This window comes from Variovorax sp. P5_A3 (genome assembly GCF_056400665.1).
The window spans coordinates 74,569-99,316 of sequence record NZ_JBFUKW010000016.1 but is presented as its reverse complement, the minus strand read 5'-3'; the positions used below and the strand labels follow the sequence as shown (position 1 = coordinate 99,316).

Here is a 24,748-nt window from a genome sequence, read left to right as displayed (position 1 = left end):
GAATCAAGTGCGCTTGAACACCAGCGTGCCGTTGGTGCCGCCAAATCCGAAATTGTTCTTGACTGCCACATCGATCTTCAGATCGCGCGCCTCATTGGCGCAGTAGTCGAGATCGCACTCCGGGTCCTGATTGAAGATGTTGATCGTCGGCGGGCTCTTCTGATGATGCAACGCCAGAACGGTGAACACCGATTCGATGCCGCCGGCGCCGCCGAGCAGGTGACCGGTCATCGACTTCGTCGAGTTCACGACCAGTTTCCTGGCGTGGTCACCAAAAGCATTCTTGATCGCATTGGTTTCGTTCAAGTCGCCCAGCGGGGTCGAGGTACCGTGGGCATTGACGTACTGGACCTCGTCGGCGTTGACGCCCGCATTTGCCAGCGCCATGGCCATGGAGCGGCGCGGGCCGTCCACGTTCGGCGCCGTCATGTGGTACGCGTCGCCGCTCATGCCGAAGCCCGAGACCTCCGCATAGATCTTCGCGCCCCGGGCCTTGGCGTGCTCGTACTCTTCCAGCACCAGCACACCAGCGCCCTCGCCGAGCACGAATCCGTCGCGGTCCTTGTCCCACGGGCGAGAGGCGGTCTTCGGATCGTCATTGCGGGTCGACAACGCACGTGCCGCGGCAAAGCCACCCAGGCCGAGCGGAGACACCGTCGATTCCGAGCCGCCTGCGATCATCACATCGGCGTCGCCGTACTCGATCATCCGGGCAGACGTGCCGATGGCGTGCAAGCCGGTGGTACACGCGGTCACGACCGCAATGTTCGGCCCCTTGAAGCCGTACTTGATGGAGACGTGACCGGAAATCATGTTGATGATCGAGGCCGGCACGAAAAACGGCGAGACGCGCCGCGGGCCGCGGGCGACCAGTTCCGCATGCGTATCCTCGATCAAGGGCAAACCCCCGATACCGGAGCCGATGTTGCATCCGATGCGAACCGCTTCTTCTTCCGACAGCGCATCACCCGTGGGCAACCCGCTGTCCTGCACCGCCTGCATCGCAGCAGCGAGTCCGAGATGAATGAAGCGATCCATGTGACGCGCTTCCTTCTCGGGAATGTAGTCCTTGATGTCGAAACCCTTCACTTCGCCCGCAAACTTGCAGGAGAAGCCGCTCACATCGAACTTGGTGATGGTGTCGATGCCCGAATTCCCGGCCAGCAAGTTGGTCCAGGATGCGGCAACGGTGTTTCCGACAGGAGCGAGGCAACCGAGCCCGGTCACGACGACGCGGCGTTTGGTCATGCCGGCAAACCTTTCTGGGAGCACTGAGGCCGTCGTGCGGTGCGCGCGAGCATGGAGGCTGCGGACCGAAGGAACGGGGCTCAGCGTGGCCGATCAGGCCTTTTGATTCTTGGTGGCGTAGTCGACGGCGTTCTGCACCGTCGTGATCTTCTCGGCGTCTTCGTCCGGGATCTCGATGCCGAACTCGTCTTCGAGCGCCATCACGAGTTCGACCGTGTCGAGCGAGTCCGCGCCGAGGTCGGCCACGAAGGCCTTTTCATTGGTGACTTGGGACTCTTCCACGCCGAGTTGTTCGGCAATGATTTTCTTGACACGTGCTTCGATATCGCTCATTTGGTTCCCTCTGAGGGTTGTAGGTAATCGGTGGATTTTAGCCGGCCGCATTGTGGCATTTGCCGCACGGCCGTAGGTGAAAGGTATTGCGCCGTGCGTCTACATGTGCATGCCGCCGTTCACGTGCAGTTCCTGCCCCGTGACATAGGCGGCCTGCGGAGAGGCGAGGAAGGCCACTGCGTGAGCGATATCGGCGGGCTTGCCGAGATGGCCGAGTGGAATCTGGGCCAGTAGGGCCTGCTGCTGCGCTTCGGGCAAACTGGCTGTCATGTCGGTTTCGATGAAACCCGGCGCGACGCAGTTGACGGTGATGCTGCGGCTGCCAAGCTCGCGCGCCAGCGCACGCGTCATGCCGGCCACCCCGGCCTTTGCGGCGGCGTAGTTGGCCTGGCCTGCGTTGCCGGAGGCGCCGACCACGCTCGTGATGTTGATGATGCGGCCATAGCGCTGCTTCATCATCGGGCGGATCACGGCGCGGGAAAGTCGGAAGACCGCTTTCAGATTGGTGTCGAGCACCGCGTCCCAGTCGGCATCCTTGAGACGCATCGCCAGGGTATCCCGGGTGATACCGGCATTGTTGACCAGGACGTGAACGGCGCCGTAGACCTTGACGATCTCGTCGATCAACGCTTCGACGGCCGCGCCGTCATTGACGTCCAGCGCACAGCCGCGGCCGCCGTGGGAGCCCAGGGCGGCAGTGATCTTGGCGGCGCCTTCTTCCGTGGTACCGGTCCCGATCACCGTCAGCCCTCGATGGGCCAGTTCCAGGGCAATGGCGGCACCAATGCCGCGGGAAGCGCCCGTGATCAGCGCGACCTGGCCTTCGAATTTTGGAGTACTCATGAAAGAACCTTGAGGCTCGATGCTCAGGCAGCGAGCAGTTGTCTGGCTTCGGCAAGAGTGGCCGGGTCGTAGACCGAAGCCACTGCAAGCTCCGGCGCGATGCGCTTGGCCATGCCGGCCAGCACCTTGCCCGGACCGCATTCGATCACAGCAGCGATCTCGCGCGCCTTGAGCGCCTGCACGGTTTCGACCCAGCGGACGGGTCCCGCAGCCTGGCGCACCAAGGCATCGCGGATACGGTCTGGATCGGTTTCGACGGTCACGTCGATATTGTTGATGACGGGAATCCGAGGTGCGGCGAGGCTGACGGACGCAAGCCGTTCGAGCAGGGCTTCGGCCGCTGGCTTCATGAGGCTCGAATGGAACGGCGCCGAGACAGGCAGGGGGAGCGCGCGTTTGGCTCCGCTTGCCTTCAACACGTCGCACGCCTTGTCGACAGCGGCCTTGCTGCCAGCGATCACCGTTTGCATCGGGTCGTTGAAGTTCACCGCCTCCACGACCTCGGCGCTGCCCAGACCGAATCCGGCAGTTACCTCTGCGCAACCAACCTTCACCTTGTCGGCATCCATGCCCAGGATGGCCGCCATGGCGCCCACTCCGACGGGTACGGCCTGCTGCATGGCCTGGGCGCGGAAGCGCACGAGCGGCGCGGCTTGAGCCAGCGTCAGGACGCCGGAGGCGACCAGCGCCGAATACTCTCCCAGCGAATGCCCAGCGACGACCGAGGGCACCCCACCGCCTTCGGCCAGCCAGGCGCGCCAGGCGGCGACGCCCGCGACGAGCATCACGGGTTGCGTGTTGGTCGTGAGGGCCAGCGCCTCCTTCGGACCTTCGCGAATGAGTCGCGCGACATCTTCATCGAGGGCGTCTGATGCCTCGCGCAACGTCTCGAGCACCGCAGGGTGATCGGCCCATGCATCGAGCATGCCGACCGCCTGCGAGCCTTGACCCGGAAAGACGAAAGCGAAGGACTTCATTGTGTGTCTCCAATCGCGCCGCTGCCACTTCGAGCAGCGCACAGTACTAGTAGGTGAGCAGCACCGCACCCCAGGTGAAACCGCCGCCAACACCTTCGAGCATCAGCGTGTCGCCCTTTTTCACCTTGCCCGAGCGCACCGCTTCGTCGAGCGCCAGGGGAATGGAGGCTGCCGATGTATTGCCGTGCTCGTCGACGGTCACGATCAGCTTTTCACGCGCAAGCTTCAGCTTCTTCGCCGTGCCTTCCATGATGCGGATGTTGGCCTGATGCGGGATCAGCCAGTCGATGTCCGCTTCCGTCTTGCCAGCCTTTTGAAGCGTGGCACGCGCAGCTTCTTCCAGCACGCGGACCGCCAACTTGAAGACTGCCTGTCCATCCATGTGAAGCAGGGGTGTTCCAAGCACGGAACCGCCGGACACATGGCCAGGCACGCAGAGGATGCCGACGTGCTTGCCGTCGGCGTGCAGATCGCTGGCAAGAATCCCCGGCTCGTCACTGGCCTCGAGAATGACCGCACCCGCTCCATCACCGAAGAGGACGCAGGTGGTGCGGTCGTTGAAGTCCAGAATGCGCGAAAACACCTCGGCGCCCACGACCAGTGCGCATTTGGCACCGCCCGTGCGAATCATGGCGTCGGCTACCGTCAGCGCATACACGAAGCCGCTGCAGACAGCCTGCACGTCGAACGCAGGGCAGCCGGCAATCCCGAGCTTGTTCTGAAGGATGGCTGCTGACGACGGAAACACCATGTCAGGCGTCGAGGTCGCGACGATGATCAGGTCGATGTCCGACGCGCTTCGGCCAGCGGACTCCAGAGCATGCTTCGCTGCTTCGAGGCCGAGGTCGCTGCTTGCCACCTCGGGCGCTGCGAAATGGCGAGCGCGAATTCCTGTGCGCTCGATGATCCATTGATCGGAGGTCTCGATGCCACGCGCAGCCAGATCCAGGGCGAGGTCGTCATTGGTCACACGGCGCGGGGGCAAGTAACTGCCGGTGCCTGTGATGCGAGAAAAAGGAGTCATCAAACGTGGAGCGCTGGCGCGTCGGCCGATGCCGCCGATTCTTGCCGCGCGAGCAGAGGCGCGGCGTGGGCGATGCGGGCCCGCACGCGTTCGAGCAGGTTGTTGCGAGCGGCATCATAAGCGCGATCCAGAGCGTACCCGAACGCTACTTCGTCTGCGGAGCCGTGGCTTTTGAAGACAAGACCTCGAAGCCCCAGCAATGCCGCGCCGTTGTACCGCCGATGATCCAGGCGGCGTTTAAGAGCTTTTAGCACCGGATAGGAGACGATAGCCGCAAATTTGCTGAAAATTCCATTCGAATATTCAATCCGGAGGAAATCAACGATCATCGCCGCGACGCCCTCGGTTGCCTTCAAGGTGACATTGCCGACGAAACCGTCACAAACAACGATGTCCGTCGTTCCCTTGAAAATGTCGTTGCCCTCGACATTTCCGTAGAAGTTCAAGTCCTGCGAGTTGGCCGCTTTTCGAAGCAGTTGACTCGCTTTCTTGATTGTTTCGCTGCCTTTGATGGCTTCCTCGCCGACATTGAGCAGGCCGACGGTAGGGGATTCGTTCCCCGTAAGGGCGGACACCAAGGCGGATCCCAGAACGGCAAACTGAAGAAGGTCCTCGGCATCGCAATCTACGTTGGCACCGAGATCAAGCACCGTCGTTGCGCCGCCCTTGCTGTTGGGCAATTGAGGTGCGATGGCCGGTCGATCAATTCCGTCGAGCGTTTTCAGCAAGTACCGCGCGATGGCCATGAGTGCGCCCGTATTGCCAGCCGACACGGCTGCCTGAGCTGCGCCATCCTTGATCTGCTGGATGGCGACGCGCATCGACGAGTCCTTCTTTTTCCGGAGCGCAACTTCAATAGGATCGTCCATGCCCACGACCTCACTGGCCGCAACGATCGTGGCGCGCGGATGAACAAAGCCAGACAAGGCGGCCGGCGCGCCGACGAGAAGAAGCGAGGCCTCTACGTGGCGATCGAGGAAGGCGCGGCAGGCCTCGAGCGTGACGCGAGGCCCATGGTCGCCACCCATGCAATCAACGGCAAGCGTGATCACAGAGAGCGGTGAATCGGTTGAGGAAGGCGTGACCATCAAAACAAAGGCCCGACGCTACGAAAAAAGTAGCTTCGGGCCTTGGCCTTGAAACGAAAGATCAGGCTTCAGACTTGGTCTTGAGCACCTTGCGGCCGCGGTAAAAACCGTTCGGGCTGATGTGGTGGCGCAGATGCGTTTCGCCTGTGGTCGGCTCAACGGCAATGCCGGGCACGCCCAGGGCATTGTGCGAACGGTGCATGCCGCGCTTCGACGGCGACTTCTTGTTTTGCTGGACGGCCATGCTGGCTCCTGGAAGTATTCGGGTGGGTTGGTGTGCATGCGGGGCGGCGAAAACGCTTCGGAAGCATCAACGGCAGCGCGCGCTAAGCCCATGATTATAGCCTATGCATGGCTTCTGACGCCAGATCGGAGATCGTCGCCTATTTGGACTTGTCCGAACGCAAGGCGCCAAGGACCGCGAAGGGGTTCGGCCGAGCGTCCTCAGCCGACTCGAAATCGGGGTCGACGGCGGACAGCTTCATGGGCTCGGGGCAGACTTCATGCCGCGGAGTCACGGGAATCTCCATGAGCAACTCGTCCTCGATGAGCGCCTGAAGGTCGAATTCGCGGCTCGAAACCAAGACATCTTCCTCGGCGTCCTCGTCCTCTGTGGCCGCTGCGGCCTCGTCGGGAGCGAACCGAAACCAGCGATCGACGATGAGATCGACGTTGACGGGCGCAAGGCAACGCTGGCAAACCAACGGGACGCTGGTCTCCGCATTCAGGTGCAACCAAGACACCGGGGAGCCGTCAGCACCGCTGTGGCGCTGGCCGACAGCTTCCCATTTGACCGTCAAGTCGGGCGCCGGACTCGCCAATTCCGCACTCAGGCGCTCGTACGCCTGAAGTGGATCACTTCCGGAAAGGAAGGCCGAGGCGTCGGCAAAGCCGGGCACATCAAGCCGCCGGGGGGCAAATTCTCTCGTCATTCGTGCCAGTCTAAACCGCTCGCGCACAATCGTGTCCATGCAACGCACTGTGATCCTCGCTTCCACCTCACGTTACCGCCGCGAGCTTCTAGCGCGCCTGCGTTTGCCCTTCGACGTGCATCCACCTGAAGTCGATGAGGCCCCCCTCGACAGCGAAACACCCCACTCGCTCGCCGCGCGCCTCGCGCTGGAAAAGGCGAACGCAGTTGCCCGTCGTTTTCCCGAGGCCGTCGTGATTGGTTCCGATCAGGTGGCTGACCTGGCTGGCGAGCCGCTGGGCAAGCCCGGCGACCACGTGCGCGCGACGGCCCAGCTACGGCGCATGCGCGGGCAGACGCTCATTTTCCAGACAGCAGTTGCCGTGGTCTGCCATGCCACGGGCTTCGTCCAGCGCGATCTGGCGCCCGTGCGCGTCGTGTTTCGCGACCTGAGCGATGCGGCGATCGAGACCTATCTGGTCGCCGAGCAGCCCTATGACTGCGCCGGCAGCGCGAAGAGCGAGGGCCTGGGCATTGCCCTGCTCGAAGCCATCGACAGCGATGATCCGACGGCCCTGGTCGGACTTCCGCTGATTCGCACCGCAAGGATGCTGCGAGCGGCAGGAGTCGATCTGCTGTGACTGCACAGAACCCAGGCAAGCTCTACCTTGTCCCCGCCCCGCTCGATTTCGGATGTGACGAGCAGGCGCCGCTCCAGGACGCATTGCCGCTCGGCACGCTCCAGGCGGCGGCACGAATCACGCACTGGATCTGCGAGAACGCGAAGTCGGCGCGCGCCTATCTCAAGCGCATCGACGCCGTCGTGCCACTTGCCGCACCGATTCAGGCCCAACAGATCCAGGAATTGCCGCGCGAAGTCCACAAGAAAGGCGATCACGCGGGGCAGTTCGATGCGCGCCCCCTCCTCGCTCCTGCCCTGGAAGGCCGGGACGTCGGCTTGCTCAGCGAGGCGGGCATGCCTGCCGTGGCGGATCCCGGCTCGTCCGTGGCCAAGGCCGCGCACGAACTCGGCGTTACGGTGGTCCCGCTCACCGGGCCCGTGTCACTCCTGCTCGCGCTGGCGGCAAGCGGACTCAACGGCCAGAACTTTGCATTCGTCGGCTATCTGCCGCAGGATGCCGACGCGCGCATCCAGCGCATCCGCGAGCTTGAGGCGCTCGCCCTCAAGACCGGCCAGACGCAGTTGTTCATCGAGACGCCCTACCGCAACGCGGCCTTGCTTCAGGCACTCACGCAGACGCTGCAACACAACACTCGCCTTGCGGTGGCTCGCGGCCTCACGCTGTCGTCTTCCCATGTGAGAAGCGAAACAGTGAAGGCTTGGCGCGCCAGGCCGTCGCCGTCGGACGAACGAGCGCCTGCCGTGTTCGCGATCGGTCGCTAGGCGCAGCTCGACCCGATGCTGGATGTCTCCGCACGCATGCGCTGGGCCTCGCGCACGCAGTTCTTCGGGTCCGGCTTCGTTTTTGCGACCTGGGGTGTGCACATACCCACCGTCAAGTCCCACTACGGCGTCAACGAAGCCCAATTGGGGCTGGCCATGCTGGCGGCGGGCGTCGGCGCCCTGCTCGGACTGACGCAGGCCAGCCGCTGGATCGGTCGTCACGGCGCTCGCGCCATGGCCGGCGTCTGCGGCGCGATCTATGCCATGCTGCTGGCGGGCCTTCTGGTCATGCCGGCGTACGTAGCCTTGCTCGGCTTGCTGGTCGTGTTCGGCGTCACGACGAGCGTGTTCGACGTCGCCATCAACACTGAAGCCGCCCAACTCGAGATTCGCGGCGGCAAGCCACTGATGAGCGGGATGCACGGCATGTTCAGCCTGGGCGGCATGGTTGGCGCCATGACCGGCGGTGCGGCCATCGCGGCCGGGATGGCGCCGCAGCGTCATCTGTGGCTGGTCGCCGCCGTCATGGCACTATCGATCGCCGTTTCCGCCCGATGGATGCTCCCCCGGGAATCGACCGCGTTCGCCTCCGACGACAGTGGCTTCCGATTGCCGCGCGGCGCTCTGGCGGTGCTCGGCCTGCTGGCCGCGCTGGGGTTGATTGCCGAGGGCGCCATCTATGACTGGAGCGTGCTCTACCTTCACCAGGAACTGGGCAGCCCCCAGCAGCGGGCGGCGCTGGCATATGCCAGCTTTTCGGCGGCCATGGCGATGGCGCGCTTCGGTGGCGATGCGATGCGGGCACGCTTCGCGCCTTCGGTTCTGCTCCGTGGGAGCGCGCTGCTGGCAGCGGTCTCCATGACACTGGTGCTGGTCACCAACGCAACATGGCTTGCATTGATCGGATTTGCAGGTGTGGGTATCGGATTCGCCAACGTGGTGCCCATCCTCTTTGCCGCGTCAGCGCGTGTACCCGGCGTCGAGCCTGCTCGCGGGATCGCCGCGGTATCGGCGGCAGCCTATCTTGGCTTCATGGCGGGCCCACCAGTGATCGGCTTTATCGCCCAAGCCAGTTCGCTGACCGCTGCGCTGTACGTCGTGGTGGTGTTCGCGGCGGCCCTCGCCGCGTCGGCGCGCTACACCGACGTCGCCTGAATCAACGTAGCGCGGGCGCGGTGTGCATCGCGCGCACCGATGCGTCACCCAGCGCCGCGCCGAACTTCTTCGCGAGCTTCTCGGCCACGTTGTCGCGCCGCGTGTAGTCGATGACTTCCTCCGCCTTGATCACTTCGCGCGCAACGAAATCCACATTTCCAAGCTGGTCGGCCAGACCCAACTCCACCGCCTGCTGGCCACTCCAGAAGAGGCCGCTGAACAGCCCAGGCGTGCTGGTCTTGAGCCGATCGCCGCGACCCGTCTTGACCACCTCGATGAACTGCGCATGGATCTGGTCGAGCATCTGCTGCGCGTGGGCGCGCTGCGTGTCGCTCATCGGACTGAACGGGTCCAGGAAGCCCTTGTTCTCCCCGGCGGTCAGAAGCCTGCGCTCCACGCCGACCTTGTCCATGAGACCGGTGAACCCGAAGCCATCCATCAGGACGCCGATGCTTCCGACGATGCTCGCCTTGTCGACGAAAACCTTGTCCGTCGCCGCGGCGATGTAGTACGCGGCCGAAGCGCAGGTTTCCTCGACCACCGCGTAGACAGGCTTGTTGTACTTCGCCCGCAGGCGCTTGATTTCATCATTGATGATGCCGGCCTGCACCGGACTGCCGCCGGGCGAATTGATCAACAGCACGACGCCCTTGGCACCTTCGTCCTCGAACGCGGTTTTCATGGCGGCAACCACGAATTCCGCACTCGCGTCCGCGCCGCTGGCGATTTCGCCCTTGATTTCGATGACTGCGGTGTGGGCCGTGGTCTTGGCTGTCGCCGGGGTGCCGCGCGACATGGCCAGCCATGCCAGGAAGATGAAGAACGCAAGCCAACTGAGGCGCACGAAGGTCTTCCAGCGGCGCGTGGCCCGCTGTTCGCGAAGGGAGGCGAAAGCCAGTTTCTCCAGCGTTGCGCGCTCCCAGCCGGGCTGTTGCGTCGGGTCGTTCTTCATGCTTCGGGGTCCGCCTTGCGCGGAGGGAATGGGCGCGGAGCGCTCGAAAGGCTCGAAACCTTCGGGCTCCGTGCGGTTGGAATCGGTCATCTCAAAAGGCGAGGGGTTGGAGGTTCCAGGCAGTATGCCAGTGCACAACGCCGTCGCGTTCACTCAGGGCGATCTTCACCAGGCCGCCGCGACAGGGGCCGCCAGCACATTCACCGGTGTCCGGCTTGTAGACGGCACCGTGTGTGGCGCACAAGAGCCATTGGCCGCTGTCGTCGAAGAAGCGGTCGGGTTGGAAGTCCAGTTCCATCGCCACGTGGCTGCAGCGGTTGAGATAGGCATGCGCCACGCCCTCGAAGCGAACCGCGAACGCCCGGCAGGTCTGCCCCGAATGCACGACGTCGAACGGAACCGCTCGACCACCCTCCACTAGGTCGGACGCATTGCAAAGCGGTATGCATTCGCTCATGGACGGATTCTCACGCGTTCGCCAGAAGCCAATCCTTCAATCCTGAAACCGAATGCGCCACGTACAAAGGGGTGAGTTCATCGAAGGTGTCCGGTTCATGCGCGCCGTACGACACGCCGACGCTTGCGCATCCGGCGTTGATCGCGAGTTGGAGATCGTGCGTGGTGTCGCCGATCATCAGGGTTCGTTCCGCCGGAACTTCGAGTTCATCCATCAATTCGAGCAACATGCGCGGGTGTGGCTTGCCAAATGTTTCATCGGCAGTTCGGGAAGCATCGAAACGGTCGCGCAGCGCGCTCGAGGCCAACGCCTCGTTCAAGCCGCGCCGCGACTTGCCGGTAGCAACCGCCAGCTTGTGCCCGCGCGCACGGAGCGCATCGAGCATGGGGAGGACGCCGTCGAACAGCACGAGATCATCCTGATGTTGCAGGTAGTGGTAGCGGTAGCGGGCGCCGAGTTCTGCATATTTCTCCCTGGGCACGTCGGGCGCGGCGCGGGCGAGCGCCTCGGCCAGTCCGAGGCCAATGACCCATGCGGCGTCGGTCTCGCTGGGCTTTGCGCCGCCGACGTCGACCACGGCGGCCTGGATGCAGCGGACGATGAGTCGCGTCGAGTCGTAGAGGGTTCCGTCCCAATCGAAGGCGATCAGGTCGAAGCGGCGCGGGTGCAGATCAGTCATGAGATGTGGGTAATGGATGGGCCGCCAGCGCTTCGAGCGCTGCATGGGGCATCAAGGCATTCAGTTCCGGAGGGAGATCCGCCTGGAGCGCCATGCGTTCCCCGCTCACGGGATGGGTGAATTGCAGGCGCCAGGCGTGCAGGAACATGCGCTTCAATCCGATTTTCTGCAGCGCGCGGTTGCGCTCGAAATCGCCGTACTTGTCGTCGCCGGCTATCGCGTGGTCGGCCGAAGCGAGGTGGACGCGAATCTGGTGGGTGCGGCCAGTCTTGATGGTGACTGCCAGCAGCGAGAACGAGGCGGTGTCCCCGGGAAGCGTGAAGCGCGCCAGGACTTTCACGAGCGTGACGGCGCGCATCGCATCGGGATGGTCCTTGGCAACGACGCGCACGCGCCGTTCGCCTTCCAACGCGCCCGCCTGACTCGGCAGCAGGTATTTGGCAAGCGGAGCGTCGAGCACCTTTCGGTTCGCGGGCCAGTCGCCCTCCACCAGTGCCAGATACGTCTTGCCGGTTTCCCGCTCGCGAAACTGGTCCTGCAACGCCGTCAGCGCACTGCGTTTCTTGGCGACGAGCAGGATGCCCGAGGTCTCGCGATCGAGGCGATGCACCAGTTCGAGAAATCGGGCAGCGGGCCGGGCCGTTCGCAGCTGCTCGATGACGCCAAAGCTCACGCCGCTGCCGCCGTGAACCGCGACGCCGGCCGGCTTGTTGACGGCAAGAAGCGCATCGTCTTCGTGCAGCAGCGGGAACTCGCGCGGCGGCGCGGGCGGTGACGCGCCCTCTTCCGACCGGGCCGACACGCGCACGGGAGGCAGCCGCAGCACATCGCCCTCGGCAAGGCGCGTCTCCGCCTGGACGCGCCCCTTGTTGATGCGCACCTCTCCCGAGCGAATGATCCGGTAGACATGGGTCTTCGGCACGCCCTTGAGATGTCGGAAAAGGAAGTTGTCCAGCCGTTGGCCAGCGGATTCCCCGTCGACCGTCAGAAAGCGAACTTCTGCTGCCGCAGGGCTTGGCTTCGCACCTATAATGTTTTTCACCAGCGCGGTCTTGTAAGTGCTTGATTAATCAGAAGTTTAGAGCACCGCAAGGAGCGCTGTGAGGTCGATGCCGCTTTGATGTCGAGTCCGCAAGCCACGCGCAAGAGCGCAAGGCGGCGAGCATTTCATCCAAGTCAAGCCGACGCCCACGAAACACCGATACGGAATACCCCAGCCGGCAGGCTACAAGCTGCCGGCGGATCGAAGCGAGTACCTTGTGTTGATGCTACTGATTCAACTGTTCCTGCGCTGGCTGCCACCAGCGACCGCAGGTATTGAGTCGCCAGTAGAGCGCGCCACCATTGCGCCGATCGCTATAAAAAATATAGCAAGTCAACACCACATCGGGCTCGCGCCCATCCACGCGCCCCCACCCCGACTGCCATCGACTTGACACTCGATGCGGCTGTTCGCGCTCGCGCGGTGGCCAAGGCAGACAGGGCACAGCGGCAATTCCTTCGTTTCGCGCGACGTCGTCCGTGCATCGTTAGGTCCGTCATGGACCGGTAGAACGATACGAAACAAAGGACAACGCATCATGAAGCGGATGCTGATTAACGCCACGCAGGCTGAAGAACGCCGCCTGGCCATCGTCGACGGGCAGAAGCTCCTCGACTACGAAATCGAGATCGAAGGGCGCGAACAGCGCAAAGGCAACATCTACAAGGCCGTCGTGACCCGCGTCGAGCCGTCGCTCGAGGCCTGTTTCGTCGACTACGGCGAAGACCGCCACGGCTTCCTGCCGTTCAAGGAAATCTCCAAGCAGTATTTTGCGGAGGGCGTTTCGGCCAGCCAGGCCCGGATCCAGGAGGCGATCAGGGAAGGCCAGGAACTCGTCGTCCAGGTCGAGAAGGAAGAACGCGGCAACAAGGGCGCAGCGCTCACCACCTTCATCTCGCTGGCCGGCCGCTATGTCGTGCTGATGCCCAACAACCCGCGCGGCGGCGGCGTCAGCCGGCGTATCGAGGGCGACGACCGCGCCGAACTCAAGGAGGCGATGGACCAGCTCGAATACCCCAAGGGTATGAGCATCATCGCCCGCACCGCAGGTATCGGCCGTTCGGCACCCGAGCTGCAGTGGGACCTGAACTACCTGCTCAAGCTCTGGACCGCCATCGACGGCGCGGCCAAGGGCGGCAAGGGCGCCTTTCTGATCTACCAGGAGTCCTCGCTGGTGATCCGCGCGATCCGCGACTACTTCAATCACGACATCGGCGACATCCTCATCGACACCGACGACATCTACGATCAGGCGCAGCAGTTCATGGCGCACGTGATGCCGGAACACGCCGCCCGCGTGAAGCGCTACCGCGACGACGCGGCACTGTTCAGCCGCTTCCAGATCGAGCACCAGATCGAATCGGCCTACGCCCGCACGGTGCAGTTGCCCAGCGGCGGCGCCATCGTGATCGACCATACCGAAGCGCTGGTTTCCGTCGACGTGAACTCGGCGCGCGCCATCAAGGGCGGCGACATCGAGGAAACCGCGACCCGCACCAACCTCGAAGCCGCCGACGAAGTGGCACGCCAGATGCGCCTACGCGACCTGGGCGGCCTGATCGTCATCGACTTCATCGACATGGACGAGTCGAAGAACCGCCGCGAAGTCGAAAGCCGCCTGCGTGATGCCCTGCGCCAGGACCGGGCACGCGTCCAGTTCGGTTCGATCAGCAAGTTCGGCCTGATGGAAATGAGCCGCCAGCGCCTGAAGCCTGCGCTCAGCGAAGGCTCGTCCATCCCCTGCCCCCGCTGCGGCGGCTCGGGCCACATCCGCGACACCGAATCGAGCGCACTGCAGATCCTGCGCATCATTCAGGAAGAGTCGATGAAGGACAACACGGCCGCCGTGCATGTTCAGGTGCCGGTGGAAGTGGCCTCGTTCCTGCTGAACGAAAAGCGTCCGGAGATCGCCAAGATCGAACTCAAGCAGCGCGTGACCGTGCTGATGGTGCCCAACAAGACGCTCGAAACCCCCAACTACAAGCTGGAACGCCTCAAGCACGACGATCCGCGGCTCGATCACATCGAGGCCAGCTACAAGATGGCGGACGAGATAGAGGATCCGACCTCCGTGACGCGCCGTTCGCAGGAGCCGACCAACAGGCAAACGCCGGTGATCAAGGGCGTGCTGCCTGACGCACCAGCGCCGGTCGCCGTGCCGAAGCCCGAAGCGGTGCGTCCGCCGGTGGCTGCGCCAGCGCCTGTGGCTGCGACGGCGCCCGCCGCGAGCAAGTCCGCGGAAACCGGCTTCATCGGATGGATCAAGAGCCTGTTCGGCGCAGCACCGGCGCCCGCGCCCGCCGTCATTCCCGTCGAAGCACCGAAGCCGCGCCGCGAAGGCGGCCGTGGCGGCCGTGACGGCGAAGCACGCACTGCCCGCGAAGGCGAACAGCGCCGCGGCGGACGCGGCGAAGGTCGTGGCGGTCGCGACGGCGATCGCCGTGGGGGACGCTCCGGCGAGCGTCGTGACGGTGAGCAACGCCGCGAAGGACGTGAAGGTCGCAACGAGGCACGCAACGAGAGCCAGGTCCGAGAGCCACGCGAGCAGCGTGAGGCCCGTCCTCCCCGTGATGGAGAGCGCCGAGGGCGCGGCGAGCGTCGCGATGGCGAAACGCGCCAGTTGCCAGCTGAGGCCGCCGACATCCAGTTCGACGCACAGGCGATTGCCCAGAACGGCGCGGGCATCGAAGAGGTGGCTGCGCCCTCGGAACGCGCGCCTCGCGGTCGCGGCGAACGTCGTGAACGCGGCGAGCGTGGTGACCGCAACGCCGACGCCCAGCGCGAACGCAACGGCGACGTCGCCCGCGACGCGAATGTCGAAGCGTCGCAAGAAAGCGCTCCGACGGAGCGCGCACCGCGCAATGGCCGCGAAGAGCGTGCCCCCCGAGGCGACCGCAACGACGGCCGCCGCGAGCGTCGCAACGACGGTGCCGCACGACCCGACGAGGCTGCACCGGCAACCCAGGCTATCGATGCCGGCGCGCCCATGGACGCGGATGCACACGGCGAAGGCCAACAGGTAGATGTCGCACCGCGCCGCGAAGGCGAAGAGCGTCGCGGCCGTTCGCGCGACCGCTACGGGCGTGATCGCCGCGAGCGCGGCCCCCGCGAAGAAGGTGACGTGGGCCAGCCCGCCATCGCCGTTCCCGCTGCGGCGAGCGGCGATGCGCAGGTCGAGGCGCCTCCGGCCCCCGTTCGCACCGAGCGAGTTGCGGCACCTGTGGCGCAGCCGATCATCGTGGAGGCGAGCGCACCTTCCTCGCGCACACTCCCGAAGGTTCAGCCATTCGAGTTGCCCCTGCACGAGCTCGCCCAAGTGGCGGAAGGCTCCGGGCTGCACTGGGTCAATTCGGACGCCGAACGCGTCGCGCAGGTTCGCGCTGCCATCGCTGCCGAACCCAAGCCGGTGCACGTGCCTCGCGAGCGGCCGCCCGCGATCGTGATCGACGAAGGCCCCCTGGTCCTGGTCGAAACGCGTCGCGACCTGGGCTCGATGGTGCTGCCGTTCGAGCAGCAACCTGCACAGGACGCAAGCGCCCATCACTGAGTCACCGAGACTCCAGTACCAAGGGGAGGCCGATGGCCTCCCTTTTTTTTGCCTGCGCGGTGATAGGAATTCCCGCACAAGCACTTGGGAAGACCGCCGCCAGCGCCAGCGGAGTCCCTCCCCCACATTCAGAGAGAGCAGGATCGGCTCACTCGTGCTTCCAGCCATGTCACAGGCCAGATGTTTTGCTGCGCCGCACAAACGAAACCGGCCGTACTAAGTCACAAAGCGCCGAACGGCGTATGTAAACAACAGCTCGGATCGATTTCACGTTAACATCTTGTCATACAAAAGGACTACACTTCGGTTTCATATGTTGCGCTGCACCAATGCCGGTTCCGAGCTTCTCTACAGAGTGGGGAGACTAGGCCGTTTGGCGGAAGATGTACGGCTTTAGTTGACATCACAGCAGCCGCAGCATATGTTCAAATTCTTGCTAATAGTAGTAAAGCGTTACACTGCCGCGCTCCTTGATTGAGGCAGCACCCGTTACGGGGGATTTTCAAATGTTTCGTTCAGACTCGACCGCACATGGCAACGTGGTCAGACGTTTTTCCCCCGACGGTGGTGGGCCTCCCTCGCCCTCGGTCTACGCACAGCCGCGCAAGCTCAGCTTCGTCGAACGCACCGTGAAGCGGACCTTCGACATCGTCGGCGCGCTGACCTTCTTCATCATCCTCGGCCCCCTCTATTTGCTCGTCGCGTTGGGCGTTGCGGTGAGCATGGGGCGTCCGGTCCACTTCTGGCAGAACCGCCTGGGCGAACGCGGACAGCGCTTCCGTTTTTACAAATTCCGGTCGATGGTTCGCAATTCGGAGGACGTGCTGGACGAGTTCCTCAGCCGCAACGACATGGCCCGGACTGAATGGGACACTTTCCAGAAGCTGGAAAAGGACCCGCGGATTACGCCGATCGGCCAGTTCATCCGCAAGCTGAGCCTCGACGAACTTCCGCAGTTCTGGAACGTCCTGAAGGGCGACATGAGCATCGTCGGCCCCCGTCCCTGCATGGAGCGCCAGCGCAGTCTCTATGGCAAGGGCTGGGAGCACTACTGCGCCATGCGACCCGGCATCACTGGGCTGTGGCAGGTCAGCGGACGCAACCGGCTGTCCTACGCGCGCCGCGTGGAACTCGACGTGGAATACGTGAGCAACTGGTCGCTATGGCTCGACGTCAAGATCCTGGTGCGGACGGTTCGCGCCGTCATCACGGGGGAGGGCTCGCGGTGACACAGGCACAGATCCAGCCGGTCGTCCTTTGCGGAGGCAGCGGCACTCGACTGTGGCCGCTGTCGCGCAAGACGCTTCCCAAGCAATTCGTGCCGCTGGTCGGCAACAAGAGCCTGCTCCTGCTCACACTCGAACGCCTTCGGCTGCTCAACGACGAAGTCACCTGCGTTGCGGCGGAAGAACATCGCTTTCTCGTCCAGGAAGGGATCGATGCGGCCCATGTGACCGGCAAGCAGTTGCTCGAGCCAGTGGCACGCAACACGGCCGCAGCGATGGCAGCGACGGCTCTACTGGCCGACCCGGAACGCCTGCTGCTCTTCGCTCCCGCGGACCATCACATTCCCGACTCGGAGCGCTTCGTCGCGACGATCCAGAAGGGCATCCCTGCGGCACTCGCGGGATACCTGGTGACCTTCGGCGTGGAGCCGACCTTCCCAAGCACGGCCTACGGCTATATCCGGCAAGGCGCCCCCCTCGAAGCCTCCCTGGGCGCCGAAGCAGGCCATGCGGTCGCAGCCTTCATCGAAAAGCCGGACGCTGTCCGCGCCGAGCAACTGCTGCTCGAAGGCGGCAACCTCTGGAACGCCGGGATTCTTCTCGTGCAGGCCAAGGTGCTGATTGCCGCGCTCCAGGAGCATGCGAGCGACATCCTCGACGTCTGCAGGGTTGCGACGACAGAAGTGGATGTCGACGGCGACTTCCTCCGGATGGACGGCGCTGCCTTCGGGCGTTGCCGCAGCCAGAGCATCGACTATGCGGTGCTCGAGAAATGCGACCGTGTCGCGGTCATCCCCTTCCAGGGCCGCTGGAGCGACGTGGGGAGCTGGAATGCGGTCGCCGACCTGCACGATACAGACGCCAATGGCAACCGCATCAGCGGCCACGGCTTCGCGATGAATGCCAGCAATACCTTCATCCACGCGCCCGGCAGGCCCGTGGTGGCGCTGGGCACCAAGGACCTGCTGGTGATCGACACGCCCGATGCATTGCTGGTCGTGCACAACGAATTCGCCGAACAGGTCAAGGACGTGGTCGCCCTGCTGACCACGCACGGCCACAGCCAGGCAACGCGGCATCGGCGCATTCCGCGGCCATGGGGTGCCTACGACAGCATCGACGACGGCGAACGCTTCGCGGTCAAGCGCCTGACGGTCAAGCCGGGCGCACGCCTCGCGCTGCGCATGCATCACCATCGCGCCGAACACTGGGTCGTCGTCAAGGGAACGGCACGGGTGGTTTGCGACGACAAGGCGCGACTCGTCAAGGAAAACGAGTCGATCTACATCCCGGTGGGCGCGGTCTACAGGCTGGAAAACGCCGGCAAGACCACGCTCGAAGTGATCGAAGTGCAGACCGGCGGCTACCTCGGCGAAGACGACATCGTGCGTTTCGACGATGCCGCCGCGAGCTCCGAGGGCGAGAGAAAACTCGCCTGATCGATCCGCCAATTCCGTCAACATCTGGCCGACACGGTATCTCAATGAACGAGTTTCAGAAGCGAATCTTCGTGGCGGGCCACCGCGGCATGGTGGGGAGCGCGATCGTGCGGAGCCTGACCGAGAAAGGCTACACCCACATCATCGCCCGGAGCCGCTCGGAGCTGGACCTGACCGACCAGGCGCAGGTGCGCGCCTTCTTCGCTGCGGAACGGCCGCAGGAGGTCTATGTCGCTGCCGCGAAAGTAGGCGGCATCCATGCCAACAACAGTTATCCGGCCGAATTCATCTATTCGAACCTGATGGTCGAGGCGAACCTGATCCACGAGTCCTGGCGCACGGGCGTGAGCAAGCTGCTCTTCCTCGGATCGAGTTGCATCTATCCGCGACTCGCCCCGCAGCCGATGGCCGAAGACGCCCTGCTGACCGGCAAACTCGAACCCACCAACGAGCCCTATGCGGTGGCGAAGATCGCAGGCATCAAGCTCTGCGAGAGCTACAACCGGCAATACGGCTGCGACTTCCGCAGCGTGATGCCGACCAATCTCTATGGCCCGGGCGACAACTACCACCCCGAGAACAGCCATGTGCTGCCGGCGATGATCCGCCGCTTCCACGAGGCGAAGCTGAACGATGCACCCTCCGTGGTCATCTGGGGCACGGGTTCGCCGAAGCGGGAGTTCCTCTATGTCGACGACATGGCGAGCGCCTGCGTGCACGTGATGGACCTCCCACGCGAGACCTATGCGGCCCACACCGACGTCATGGCCAGCCATATCAACGTCGGCAGCGGTGAAGACCAGTCGATCGCCGAACTCGCGCAGACAGTGAGCGACGTGGTGGGCTACCGCGGCGCGATCCACTACGACACCAGCAAACCGGACGGCGCGCCACGCAAGCTGCTCGACATCTCCTGCATTCGCGAACTCGGCTGGAAGCCGAGGGTTTCGCTGCGCGCAGGAATTGCGCGCGCGTACGAAGATTTCTGCAGCGAAGAACTCGTCGCTTGAGGGGCATCCCGGCCGGGATTTCAGCATGCACGCAGCAGCCTCCATCTCCATCATTCCGCCCGGAACCGGCGGGGTGCGCGACTATGCGACCGCCGTCGGTGGCCAGCTTCAGACACCCTTGCTGGAGCTGACGCCCACGACCGATACCTCGTCGCTGTCGGGCGATTTCCTGCTGCTTCATTTCAGCGGCTACGGCTTCCAGAAACGGGGCGTTCCGGTGTGGCTGGTGCGGAAGATTCGCAGCCTGCGCACGCAGTTCAACGCCTTCGGCATCGTGTTTCACGAGTTGTTCGCCCCGGCCGGTTCGCCCTTGGGATCGGCGTTCTGGCTCAACAGGTATCAGAAGCGGATTGCCAGGCAACTGCTCACGCTCTCGGACTTCTGGCTCACCAATCGCGAGGAGTCCGGCCGCTGGCTGCAGGACCAAGGGCAGGCCGCGCCGTATCGCGTGCTGCCGGTGTTCTCGACGGTCGGGGAGCCGCCTTCGATCAACACGGACAGGGAACCCCACCTGATCGTCTTCGGCAGTTCCGCCGTGCGGGCCAATGTGTACAACTGGTCGGACGGCGAGATATTCCGCTGCGCGAAGCGATCGGGCCTCGAGATCCACGACATCGGACCGACGATGCAGGACAGCGCGCTGGCGCAACGTCTCGCGCAGGAAGGCGTCGTCATGCACGGGAAGCTGTCGGCGGAGGACGTGAGTCGCGCCCTGTCCACCGGTGCGTACGGTGCCTTGTCCTACCCGCCGGACTATGTGTCGAAAAGCAGTGTCTTTTCCGCATACAGCGCGCACGGCATCTGCCCGATATTGCTCTGGCACGACTACGGATCGCACGACGGCCTCACCGCCAACGTGCACTATGCGGCCGGGTTCAACGCGCTGGATTCGTCGATCATCGATTCGCGCGCCGTCGGCCGCGCGGCGCGCCAATGGTATGAACCGCATTGCGTGAGCGCCCATGTCTCGGCCCTCCGGGCGCTGATCACCGAGGCACGAAAGTGAGCGACATCCGCTTTCTCTGGACGTCCCGTGAACGGCCCGCGCTGGGCTCGAAGCGCTGGCTCGTGGTGTGGGCCAAGCGCGCACTGAACTTCCGCGCGCTGCTCAAGATCCTGTGGCGGCGACGCAGCTTTCGGCGGCGGGGCGTCGAAGTCGGCGCGTTGTCGATCCTCGACCGCTTCGACCTGAAGGGGCCAGCCTCGAACCTGCGTGTCGGCGAGCACACCTTCATTTCGGGTTCGGCAGAAATCGTCGTGCTGGACACCGTCACCATCGGATCGCGCGTGGTCATCAACGACAGGGTCACCATCCTCACCGCCAGCCATCACGTGGGCGACCCGGGCTGGAGGCTCTTCCAGAAGCCGGTCCACATCGAAGACTACGCGTGGATCGCCGTCGGCGCGACGATCCTCCCCGGTGTGAGGATCGGCTATGGCGCCGTCGTGGGGGCGGGCGCGGTGGTTGCGAAGGATGTTCCCCCGCTGGCAGTGGCCACGGGCAATCCCGCAACGATCCGCCTCAACGCGAGGCCACCCGACCTCTGCTACGACCCTGTGTCGCTGCTGCCCGCCTATGAGGCATGGACGGGCCACGACAAGGCAATTCCCGCTGCGGCGACGCCACAACCGCTGCACGGCGGGGCGGGCGCGGAGCCGCGACCATGAGATCCGTCCTCGTCACCCATCCCGGGCTGCAGCACTCGCACCAGCTCGCGCTGGCGCTTCATGAGCGGTCGCTGCTCCAGTCGTTCTGGTCCGGCGTGCCGGTGACCGCGGAGGGCGAGGCGCCACCGTGGTGGCTGCCGGCAAGATATCGTCAGAAGGTTCGCCACGTCGACATCCCGGGGACGCTGCGCCGTCATCCGGCGCGTTTCCAGTTCGCATTGCGCGTGGTGAGTTCGTTGAGCCAGAACCGGAACTCCTCCGACACGACCCATCGCATCTTCCACTGGTTCGATGCCTGGGCCGCGCGACAGATCCTCCAGTTCAAGCCGGAGGTCGTCGTCGCCTACGAGAATGCGGCGTACCACACCTTCAAGGCTGCCAAGGCGGTCGGCGCGCGCTGCGTTCTGGATGCGGCTGCGTTCCACCACAAGGCGGCAGCCGACCTGATCGGCCAGGGCGCCACGCCCTACACTCCCGAGATCAATCGGCGGAAAGACGCGGAGGTGCAGATGGCCGACCTGATCCTCACCTGCTCGCCGCTGGCCGCCGAGAGCTACGTGTCCAACGGCGTCTCCCGCGACAAGCTTCGCCCGCTGCTGCTGGGCGCCGAGCCGCCGGCCCAGATCCCGACCTGGCAGCCGCCGCAGGGAAGCCCGAGGTTCGTCTTCGCGGGCACGCTGTGCCATCGCAAGTCGGTCGACCTGATCGTCGATGCCTTCAGGCGCCTGCATGCGGATGGCCTGACGTACGACCTGGAGTTCATGGGCGGCGTCGGCGATCAGAGCCTGCTGAGCGCGGTCGAGGCAACGCCCAATGCCCGACACACGGCCAATGCGCCCCAGAAGGAGCTCTACGCGGTACTGGCCCAGGCGGACTGCCTGCTCCTGCCCTCCCGGTCGGACTCCTTCGGCATGGTCGTCGCCGAAGCCATGGCCTGCGGCACGCCGGCCATCGTGTCGACGCAGACCGGCGCCAAGGCCATGGTCGAGGACTACCCGGGCAGCGGCTGGATCGTCGAACCCGACGCCGACGCGCTCTACATCACTGTGCGCAAACTCATCGAGAACCCTGACCTGCTGCAGGCCGCCCGCCCGGCCGCCATGCGCTCCGGCCAAGCCTTCTCATGGGCCAGCTACCGCTCCCGCGCGGGCCGGCTCCTGGAGGAGTTCGTGCAATGAGCACGGCGGCAGCGCAGCTCCCGCACGCGTTGAGTCGGCGCGCTTCGCTGAGCCGTGCCGGCTATGCGTTCATCGCGGTCTTCCTGATCGTCGTGCTAGAAGGCGCAGTCCGCAAGTGGGTCGCATCGGGTGCCACGCTGCCGCTCATCCTGGTGCGCGACCTGATCGCGATCTACCTGATCGCCCACGCCTGGAGCAGCGGTGCCCTGCGCAGGCAGAAGCGCGTCACGTCGGTGCTGCTGGCGTGGTCGTGCCTGGTCGTGGCGTGGGGACTGCTGCAACTCGTCGGCGGGGAGAGTTCCCCGACCGTGCTGCTCATCGGCTTGCGCTTCTGGCTGCTCTATATCTGGTTTGGCGTTGCCGCGGCCGCGGCGATGAATGAAGCCGACTACCGCGCCGCCGTCCTGGTGGCCGCCACCGTTCTCTTCATCATGGCGCCGCTCTCGGTGGTGCAACACTTTTCGCCGCCCGGCGCGCGCATCAATGCCCAACTGGAAGGTGGCGACGAGGAAGGGATTTTCGTCGCGGTGGCCGGCGTGGTCCGCACGACAGGGACCTTCAGTTTCACGCTCGGCTATTCCACCTTCATCGCGCTCGTGGCGCCGCTCGTCTTTGCGCTCGTCGGCGCAAGGAAGAGAACCAAGCTGCAGTTCCTGTTCGTGACGGCGGTGCTGGGAGGCTTTGTCATCGCCAGCGTGGTCAGCGGATCGCGCGCCGCCGTCATCTACTCGGGCGTGATGCTGGCAACCTACTTTGCAGGAAGGCTCTGGCTGGCCAAGGGCAAGGGGAAAGTCAGGGCAGCCATTGCCATCGTGTTCGGCATGATGCTGGTGGGCGTGCTCCTCTTTGCATTCAGCGGGGCCATTGAGGTTACCGGACAGCGTTTCGAGCAGGCTTCGGAAGTCGAGGATTTCTGGGAGCGCATGCTCCACATCTTCATCGGCGAGCCCTACACCTACGAGAAGATCACCTGGCTCGGCTACGGGCTGGGGCTGGGCTCGAACCTGGCCACCTATGTGCGCACCGGCGACTCCACCGTCTTCGCGCTGGCCGAAGTCGAGGCCAGCCGGATCCTGCTGGAAGGTGGCCTGATCGGCTACGCATTCACCGCGCTCAAGCTCGTGGTGCTGGCCATCGGGATCGGCAAGAGCGTGCGCCTCGCCTACCGACAGCGCTCCGTGTACCCGATCCTTCTCTGGATGACCGTGGCCCTGGCCGTCCTCACCTGGCCAGCGGTGGGCCAGATCTCCGCGCATGGCCTGCTGGGGCCGATGCTGGCGTTCGGGCTGCTGGTCTTCAGGTTCCCGAACATGGAATTCTTCCCTCCTCGAAGCGCGTCGTCGTGAGGCTCCTTCACCTGATCACGTCGGTCGACCCCCGAGGAGGCGGACCGATCGAGGGCGTGCTGAAAATCCACCAGGCGCTCGTCGCCCTCGGACACACGAGCGAACTGCTGTCGCTGGACGGACCGACCGAGCAGATCGTGCGCGACTGCCCCGCGCCGGTCCACGCACTGGGCCCGTCGAGCGGCAGCTATCACTACAACGCGAAAGTGGTCCCCTGGCTGCGCGAGCACGCGGCGGCCTACGACGCCGTGATCGTCAACGGCCTCTGGCAATACACCGGGTTCGCGGCATGGCGGGCACTGAGGCGGTCCGTCACGCCCTACTTCGTCTACACGCACGGCATGCTGGATCCATGGTTCAAGCGCCGCTATCCACTCAAGCACCTGAAGAAGTGGCTCTACTGGCCCTGGGGCGAGTACCGGGTGCTGCGCGATGCGGCCGCGGTGATCTTCACCTGCGAGGAAGAGCGCGTGCTGGCTCGGCAATCCTTCTGGCTCTACCGCGCGCGGGAAGTGGTCGGCTCCTACGGCACGTCTTCACCGCCTTCGCACGCGCGGGAGCTCTCGGCCACCTTTCTTGCGGCGTTCCCGGAACTCAAAGACAAGCGGCTGCTGCTCTATCTCGGCCGCGTCCATGAGAAGAAGGGCGGCGATCTGCTCGTCGAGGCATTCGCCCGCGTGCTGGCCGATGCCCAGGACCTGCGCCTGGTGATGGCCGGCCCCGGCGAGGAGACCCTCGTCCAGCAACTGAAGAATCGCGCCGAGCAACTCGGCATCGCATCGCGCATCACCTGGACGGGCATGGTGTCCGGCGACATGAAATGGGGCGCCTTCTATGCTGCCGATGCCTTCTGCCTGCCGTCGCACCAGGAGAACTTCGGCATCGCCGTCGTGGAAGCGCTCGCCTGCGGCAAGCCCGTGCTCATCAGCAACAAGGTGAACATCTGGCGCGAAATCGAGGAGGACGGGGCGGGCCTCGTCGGCGACGACACGCTCGAATCGACCGTCGAGACGCTGCGGCGCTGGCTGGCGCTGCCGCGGTCGGAAGTGGCGACCATGCGTGTCGCGGCGTTGCGCTGCTTCCAGTTCCGTTTCCAGGTCGGGCAGGTCGCCGAAACGCTCGTCCAGATCATCGGCGACCACTCGCCCGGGGCGTCGCGCTTCGGTCCTCTCCAAGGTACGCAAGGTGCGCCGAGCCCGCGCCGCAACGCAGTCTGAAGGC

General features: G+C 64.6%; 24 protein-coding genes. 12 read left to right on the top strand and 12 right to left on the bottom strand.

The window, feature by feature from the left end:
• Positions 1-3 precede the first annotated feature (3 nt).
• From fabF to AC1D3B_RS23070, 8 genes are all read right to left on the bottom strand, one after another.
• Positions 4-1,248 carry a beta-ketoacyl-ACP synthase II gene (gene fabF, locus AC1D3B_RS23105; protein WP_478193006.1) on the bottom strand — a complete coding sequence of 415 codons (1,245 nt, stop codon included), beginning with the start codon at positions 1,246-1,248 and terminating at the stop codon, positions 4-6.
• A gap of 93 nt (positions 1,249-1,341) precedes the next feature.
• Positions 1,342-1,581, bottom strand: a complete 240-nt coding sequence (gene acpP / locus AC1D3B_RS23100) for an acyl carrier protein (protein ID WP_007830471.1) — start codon at positions 1,579-1,581, stop codon at positions 1,342-1,344.
• A 99-nt stretch (positions 1,582-1,680) separates the two neighbouring features.
• Entirely contained in the window at positions 1,681-2,424 is a 744-nt protein-coding gene (fabG, locus tag AC1D3B_RS23095) for a 3-oxoacyl-ACP reductase FabG (RefSeq protein ID WP_478193005.1), read from the bottom strand.
• Positions 2,425-2,447: 23 nt separating this feature from the next.
• The gene (gene fabD / locus AC1D3B_RS23090) at positions 2,448-3,401 is read right to left on the bottom strand and encodes an ACP S-malonyltransferase (protein WP_478193004.1); all 954 of its coding nucleotides are present in this window, start codon (positions 3,399-3,401) and stop codon (positions 2,448-2,450) included.
• Between the two features lie 46 nt (positions 3,402-3,447).
• Positions 3,448-4,425: a beta-ketoacyl-ACP synthase III gene (locus AC1D3B_RS23085; protein ID WP_478193003.1), complete on the bottom strand. Its 978-nt coding sequence runs from the start codon at positions 4,423-4,425 to the stop codon at positions 3,448-3,450.
• On the bottom strand, positions 4,425-5,477 hold the full coding sequence (gene plsX / locus AC1D3B_RS23080; protein ID WP_478193002.1) for a phosphate acyltransferase PlsX: 1,053 nt from the start codon (positions 5,475-5,477) through the stop codon (positions 4,425-4,427). Before plsX ends, AC1D3B_RS23085 begins: the two co-directional genes overlap by 1 nt.
• 97 nt (positions 5,478-5,574) lie before the next feature.
• Positions 5,575-5,757, bottom strand: a complete 183-nt coding sequence (rpmF, locus tag AC1D3B_RS23075) for a 50S ribosomal protein L32 (protein WP_028248601.1) — start codon at positions 5,755-5,757, stop codon at positions 5,575-5,577.
• 139 nt (positions 5,758-5,896) lie between these two features.
• Positions 5,897-6,445 carry a YceD family protein gene (locus AC1D3B_RS23070; RefSeq protein ID WP_478193039.1) on the bottom strand — a complete coding sequence of 183 codons (549 nt, stop codon included), beginning with the start codon at positions 6,443-6,445 and terminating at the stop codon, positions 5,897-5,899.
• A gap of 37 nt (positions 6,446-6,482) precedes the next feature.
• Between AC1D3B_RS23070 and AC1D3B_RS23065 the strand changes: the two genes are divergently transcribed.
• From AC1D3B_RS23065 to AC1D3B_RS23055, 3 genes are read left to right on the top strand one after another with little or no spacing between them, the layout of a single operon-like run.
• The gene (locus tag AC1D3B_RS23065; protein WP_478193001.1) at positions 6,483-7,064 is read left to right on the top strand and encodes a Maf family nucleotide pyrophosphatase; all 582 of its coding nucleotides are present in this window, start codon (positions 6,483-6,485) and stop codon (positions 7,062-7,064) included.
• The gene (locus tag AC1D3B_RS23060; RefSeq protein ID WP_478193000.1) at positions 7,061-7,828 is read left to right on the top strand and encodes an SAM-dependent methyltransferase; all 768 of its coding nucleotides are present in this window, start codon (positions 7,061-7,063) and stop codon (positions 7,826-7,828) included. The genes AC1D3B_RS23065 and AC1D3B_RS23060 overlap by 4 nt, the downstream gene beginning before the upstream one ends.
• Positions 7,829-7,843: 15 nt before the next feature.
• Positions 7,844-8,983, top strand: coding sequence for an MFS transporter (locus tag AC1D3B_RS23055; protein ID WP_478192999.1), 1,140 nt, complete (start codon positions 7,844-7,846; stop codon positions 8,981-8,983).
• 1 nt (position 8,984) lies between these two features.
• Here AC1D3B_RS23055 and AC1D3B_RS23050 read toward each other — a convergent pair whose 3' ends face one another.
• From AC1D3B_RS23050 to AC1D3B_RS23035, 4 genes are read right to left on the bottom strand one after another with little or no spacing between them, the layout of a single operon-like run.
• Positions 8,985-10,025, bottom strand: coding sequence for a S49 family peptidase (locus AC1D3B_RS23050; RefSeq protein WP_478192998.1), 1,041 nt, complete (start codon positions 10,023-10,025; stop codon positions 8,985-8,987).
• Position 10,026: 1 nt separating this feature from the next.
• A complete protein-coding gene (locus AC1D3B_RS23045; RefSeq protein ID WP_478192997.1) occupies positions 10,027-10,392 on the bottom strand; it encodes a Rieske (2Fe-2S) protein in 366 nt (121 codons plus the stop codon).
• 10 nt (positions 10,393-10,402) lie between these two features.
• Entirely contained in the window at positions 10,403-11,071 is a 669-nt protein-coding gene (locus tag AC1D3B_RS23040) for an HAD-IIIA family hydrolase (protein WP_478193038.1), read from the bottom strand.
• Complete coding sequence (locus AC1D3B_RS23035; RefSeq protein ID WP_478192996.1) at positions 11,064-12,113, bottom strand: RluA family pseudouridine synthase; 1,050 nt, start codon at positions 12,111-12,113, stop codon at positions 11,064-11,066. Before AC1D3B_RS23035 ends, AC1D3B_RS23040 begins: the two co-directional genes overlap by 8 nt.
• Before the next feature lie 538 nt (positions 12,114-12,651).
• Between AC1D3B_RS23035 and AC1D3B_RS23030 the strand changes: the two genes are divergently transcribed.
• The 9 genes from AC1D3B_RS23030 (at position 12,652) to AC1D3B_RS22990 (ending at position 24,744) form a co-directional block, all read left to right on the top strand.
• Positions 12,652-15,660 (top strand): Rne/Rng family ribonuclease, encoded by a 3,009-nt coding sequence (locus tag AC1D3B_RS23030; protein WP_478192995.1) that lies wholly within the window; start codon positions 12,652-12,654, stop codon positions 15,658-15,660.
• 506 nt (positions 15,661-16,166) lie between these two features.
• A complete protein-coding gene (locus AC1D3B_RS23025; RefSeq protein WP_478192994.1) occupies positions 16,167-16,889 on the top strand; it encodes a sugar transferase in 723 nt (240 codons plus the stop codon).
• Positions 16,886-18,325, top strand: a complete 1,440-nt coding sequence (locus AC1D3B_RS23020; RefSeq protein WP_478192993.1) for a mannose-1-phosphate guanylyltransferase/mannose-6-phosphate isomerase — start codon at positions 16,886-16,888, stop codon at positions 18,323-18,325. The genes AC1D3B_RS23025 and AC1D3B_RS23020 overlap by 4 nt, the downstream gene beginning before the upstream one ends.
• Positions 18,326-18,369: 44 nt before the next feature.
• Complete coding sequence (fcl, locus tag AC1D3B_RS23015; protein WP_478192992.1) at positions 18,370-19,335, top strand: GDP-L-fucose synthase; 966 nt, start codon at positions 18,370-18,372, stop codon at positions 19,333-19,335.
• 25 nt (positions 19,336-19,360) lie between these two features.
• Positions 19,361-20,341: a hypothetical protein gene (locus AC1D3B_RS23010; RefSeq protein ID WP_478192991.1), complete on the top strand. Its 981-nt coding sequence runs from the start codon at positions 19,361-19,363 to the stop codon at positions 20,339-20,341.
• Positions 20,338-21,003 carry an acyltransferase gene (locus AC1D3B_RS23005; RefSeq protein ID WP_478192990.1) on the top strand — a complete coding sequence of 222 codons (666 nt, stop codon included), beginning with the start codon at positions 20,338-20,340 and terminating at the stop codon, positions 21,001-21,003. The genes AC1D3B_RS23010 and AC1D3B_RS23005 overlap by 4 nt, the downstream gene beginning before the upstream one ends.
• A gap of 509 nt (positions 21,004-21,512) precedes the next feature.
• On the top strand, positions 21,513-22,181 hold the full coding sequence (locus AC1D3B_RS23000) for a glycosyltransferase family 4 protein (protein ID WP_478193037.1): 669 nt from the start codon (positions 21,513-21,515) through the stop codon (positions 22,179-22,181).
• Positions 22,178-23,527 carry a hypothetical protein gene (locus AC1D3B_RS22995; RefSeq protein ID WP_478192989.1) on the top strand — a complete coding sequence of 450 codons (1,350 nt, stop codon included), beginning with the start codon at positions 22,178-22,180 and terminating at the stop codon, positions 23,525-23,527. Before AC1D3B_RS23000 ends, AC1D3B_RS22995 begins: the two co-directional genes overlap by 4 nt.
• The gene (locus tag AC1D3B_RS22990; RefSeq protein WP_478192988.1) at positions 23,524-24,744 is read left to right on the top strand and encodes a glycosyltransferase; all 1,221 of its coding nucleotides are present in this window, start codon (positions 23,524-23,526) and stop codon (positions 24,742-24,744) included. The genes AC1D3B_RS22995 and AC1D3B_RS22990 overlap by 4 nt, the downstream gene beginning before the upstream one ends.
• Positions 24,745-24,748: the final 4 nt, after the last annotated feature.

Bases quoted from the DNA above. Each gene is read 5' to 3' on its own strand.
- fabG (WP_478193005.1), bottom strand. From the start codon at position 2,424: ATGAGTACTCCAAAATTCGAAGGCCAGGTCGCGCTGATCACGGGCGCT.
- AC1D3B_RS23025 (WP_478192994.1), top strand. From the start codon at position 16,167: ATGTTTCGTTCAGACTCGACCGCACATGGCAACGTGGTCAGACGTTTT.
- AC1D3B_RS23000 (WP_478193037.1), top strand. From the start codon at position 21,513: ATGGCCGACCTGATCCTCACCTGCTCGCCGCTGGCCGCCGAGAGCTAC.
- AC1D3B_RS23085 (WP_478193003.1), bottom strand. From the start codon at position 4,425: ATGACTCCTTTTTCTCGCATCACAGGCACCGGCAGTTACTTGCCCCCG.
- fabD (WP_478193004.1), bottom strand. From the start codon at position 3,401: ATGAAGTCCTTCGCTTTCGTCTTTCCGGGTCAAGGCTCGCAGGCGGTC.
- AC1D3B_RS23030 (WP_478192995.1), top strand. From the start codon at position 12,652: ATGAAGCGGATGCTGATTAACGCCACGCAGGCTGAAGAACGCCGCCTG.
- fabF (WP_478193006.1), bottom strand. From the start codon at position 1,248: ATGACCAAACGCCGCGTCGTCGTGACCGGGCTCGGTTGCCTCGCTCCT.
- AC1D3B_RS23010 (WP_478192991.1), top strand. From the start codon at position 19,361: ATGCACGCAGCAGCCTCCATCTCCATCATTCCGCCCGGAACCGGCGGG.
- AC1D3B_RS23040 (WP_478193038.1), bottom strand. From the start codon at position 11,071: ATGACTGATCTGCACCCGCGCCGCTTCGACCTGATCGCCTTCGATTGG.
- AC1D3B_RS23055 (WP_478192999.1), top strand. From the start codon at position 7,844: ATGCTGGATGTCTCCGCACGCATGCGCTGGGCCTCGCGCACGCAGTTC.
- fcl (WP_478192992.1), top strand. From the start codon at position 18,370: ATGAACGAGTTTCAGAAGCGAATCTTCGTGGCGGGCCACCGCGGCATG.
- AC1D3B_RS22995 (WP_478192989.1), top strand. From the start codon at position 22,178: ATGAGCACGGCGGCAGCGCAGCTCCCGCACGCGTTGAGTCGGCGCGCT.
- AC1D3B_RS23045 (WP_478192997.1), bottom strand. From the start codon at position 10,392: ATGAGCGAATGCATACCGCTTTGCAATGCGTCCGACCTAGTGGAGGGT.
- AC1D3B_RS23050 (WP_478192998.1), bottom strand. From the start codon at position 10,025: ATGACCGATTCCAACCGCACGGAGCCCGAAGGTTTCGAGCCTTTCGAG.
- AC1D3B_RS23065 (WP_478193001.1), top strand. From the start codon at position 6,483: ATGCAACGCACTGTGATCCTCGCTTCCACCTCACGTTACCGCCGCGAG.
- AC1D3B_RS23070 (WP_478193039.1), bottom strand. From the start codon at position 6,445: ATGACGAGAGAATTTGCCCCCCGGCGGCTTGATGTGCCCGGCTTTGCC.
- acpP (WP_007830471.1), bottom strand. From the start codon at position 1,581: ATGAGCGATATCGAAGCACGTGTCAAGAAAATCATTGCCGAACAACTC.
- rpmF (WP_028248601.1), bottom strand. From the start codon at position 5,757: ATGGCCGTCCAGCAAAACAAGAAGTCGCCGTCGAAGCGCGGCATGCAC.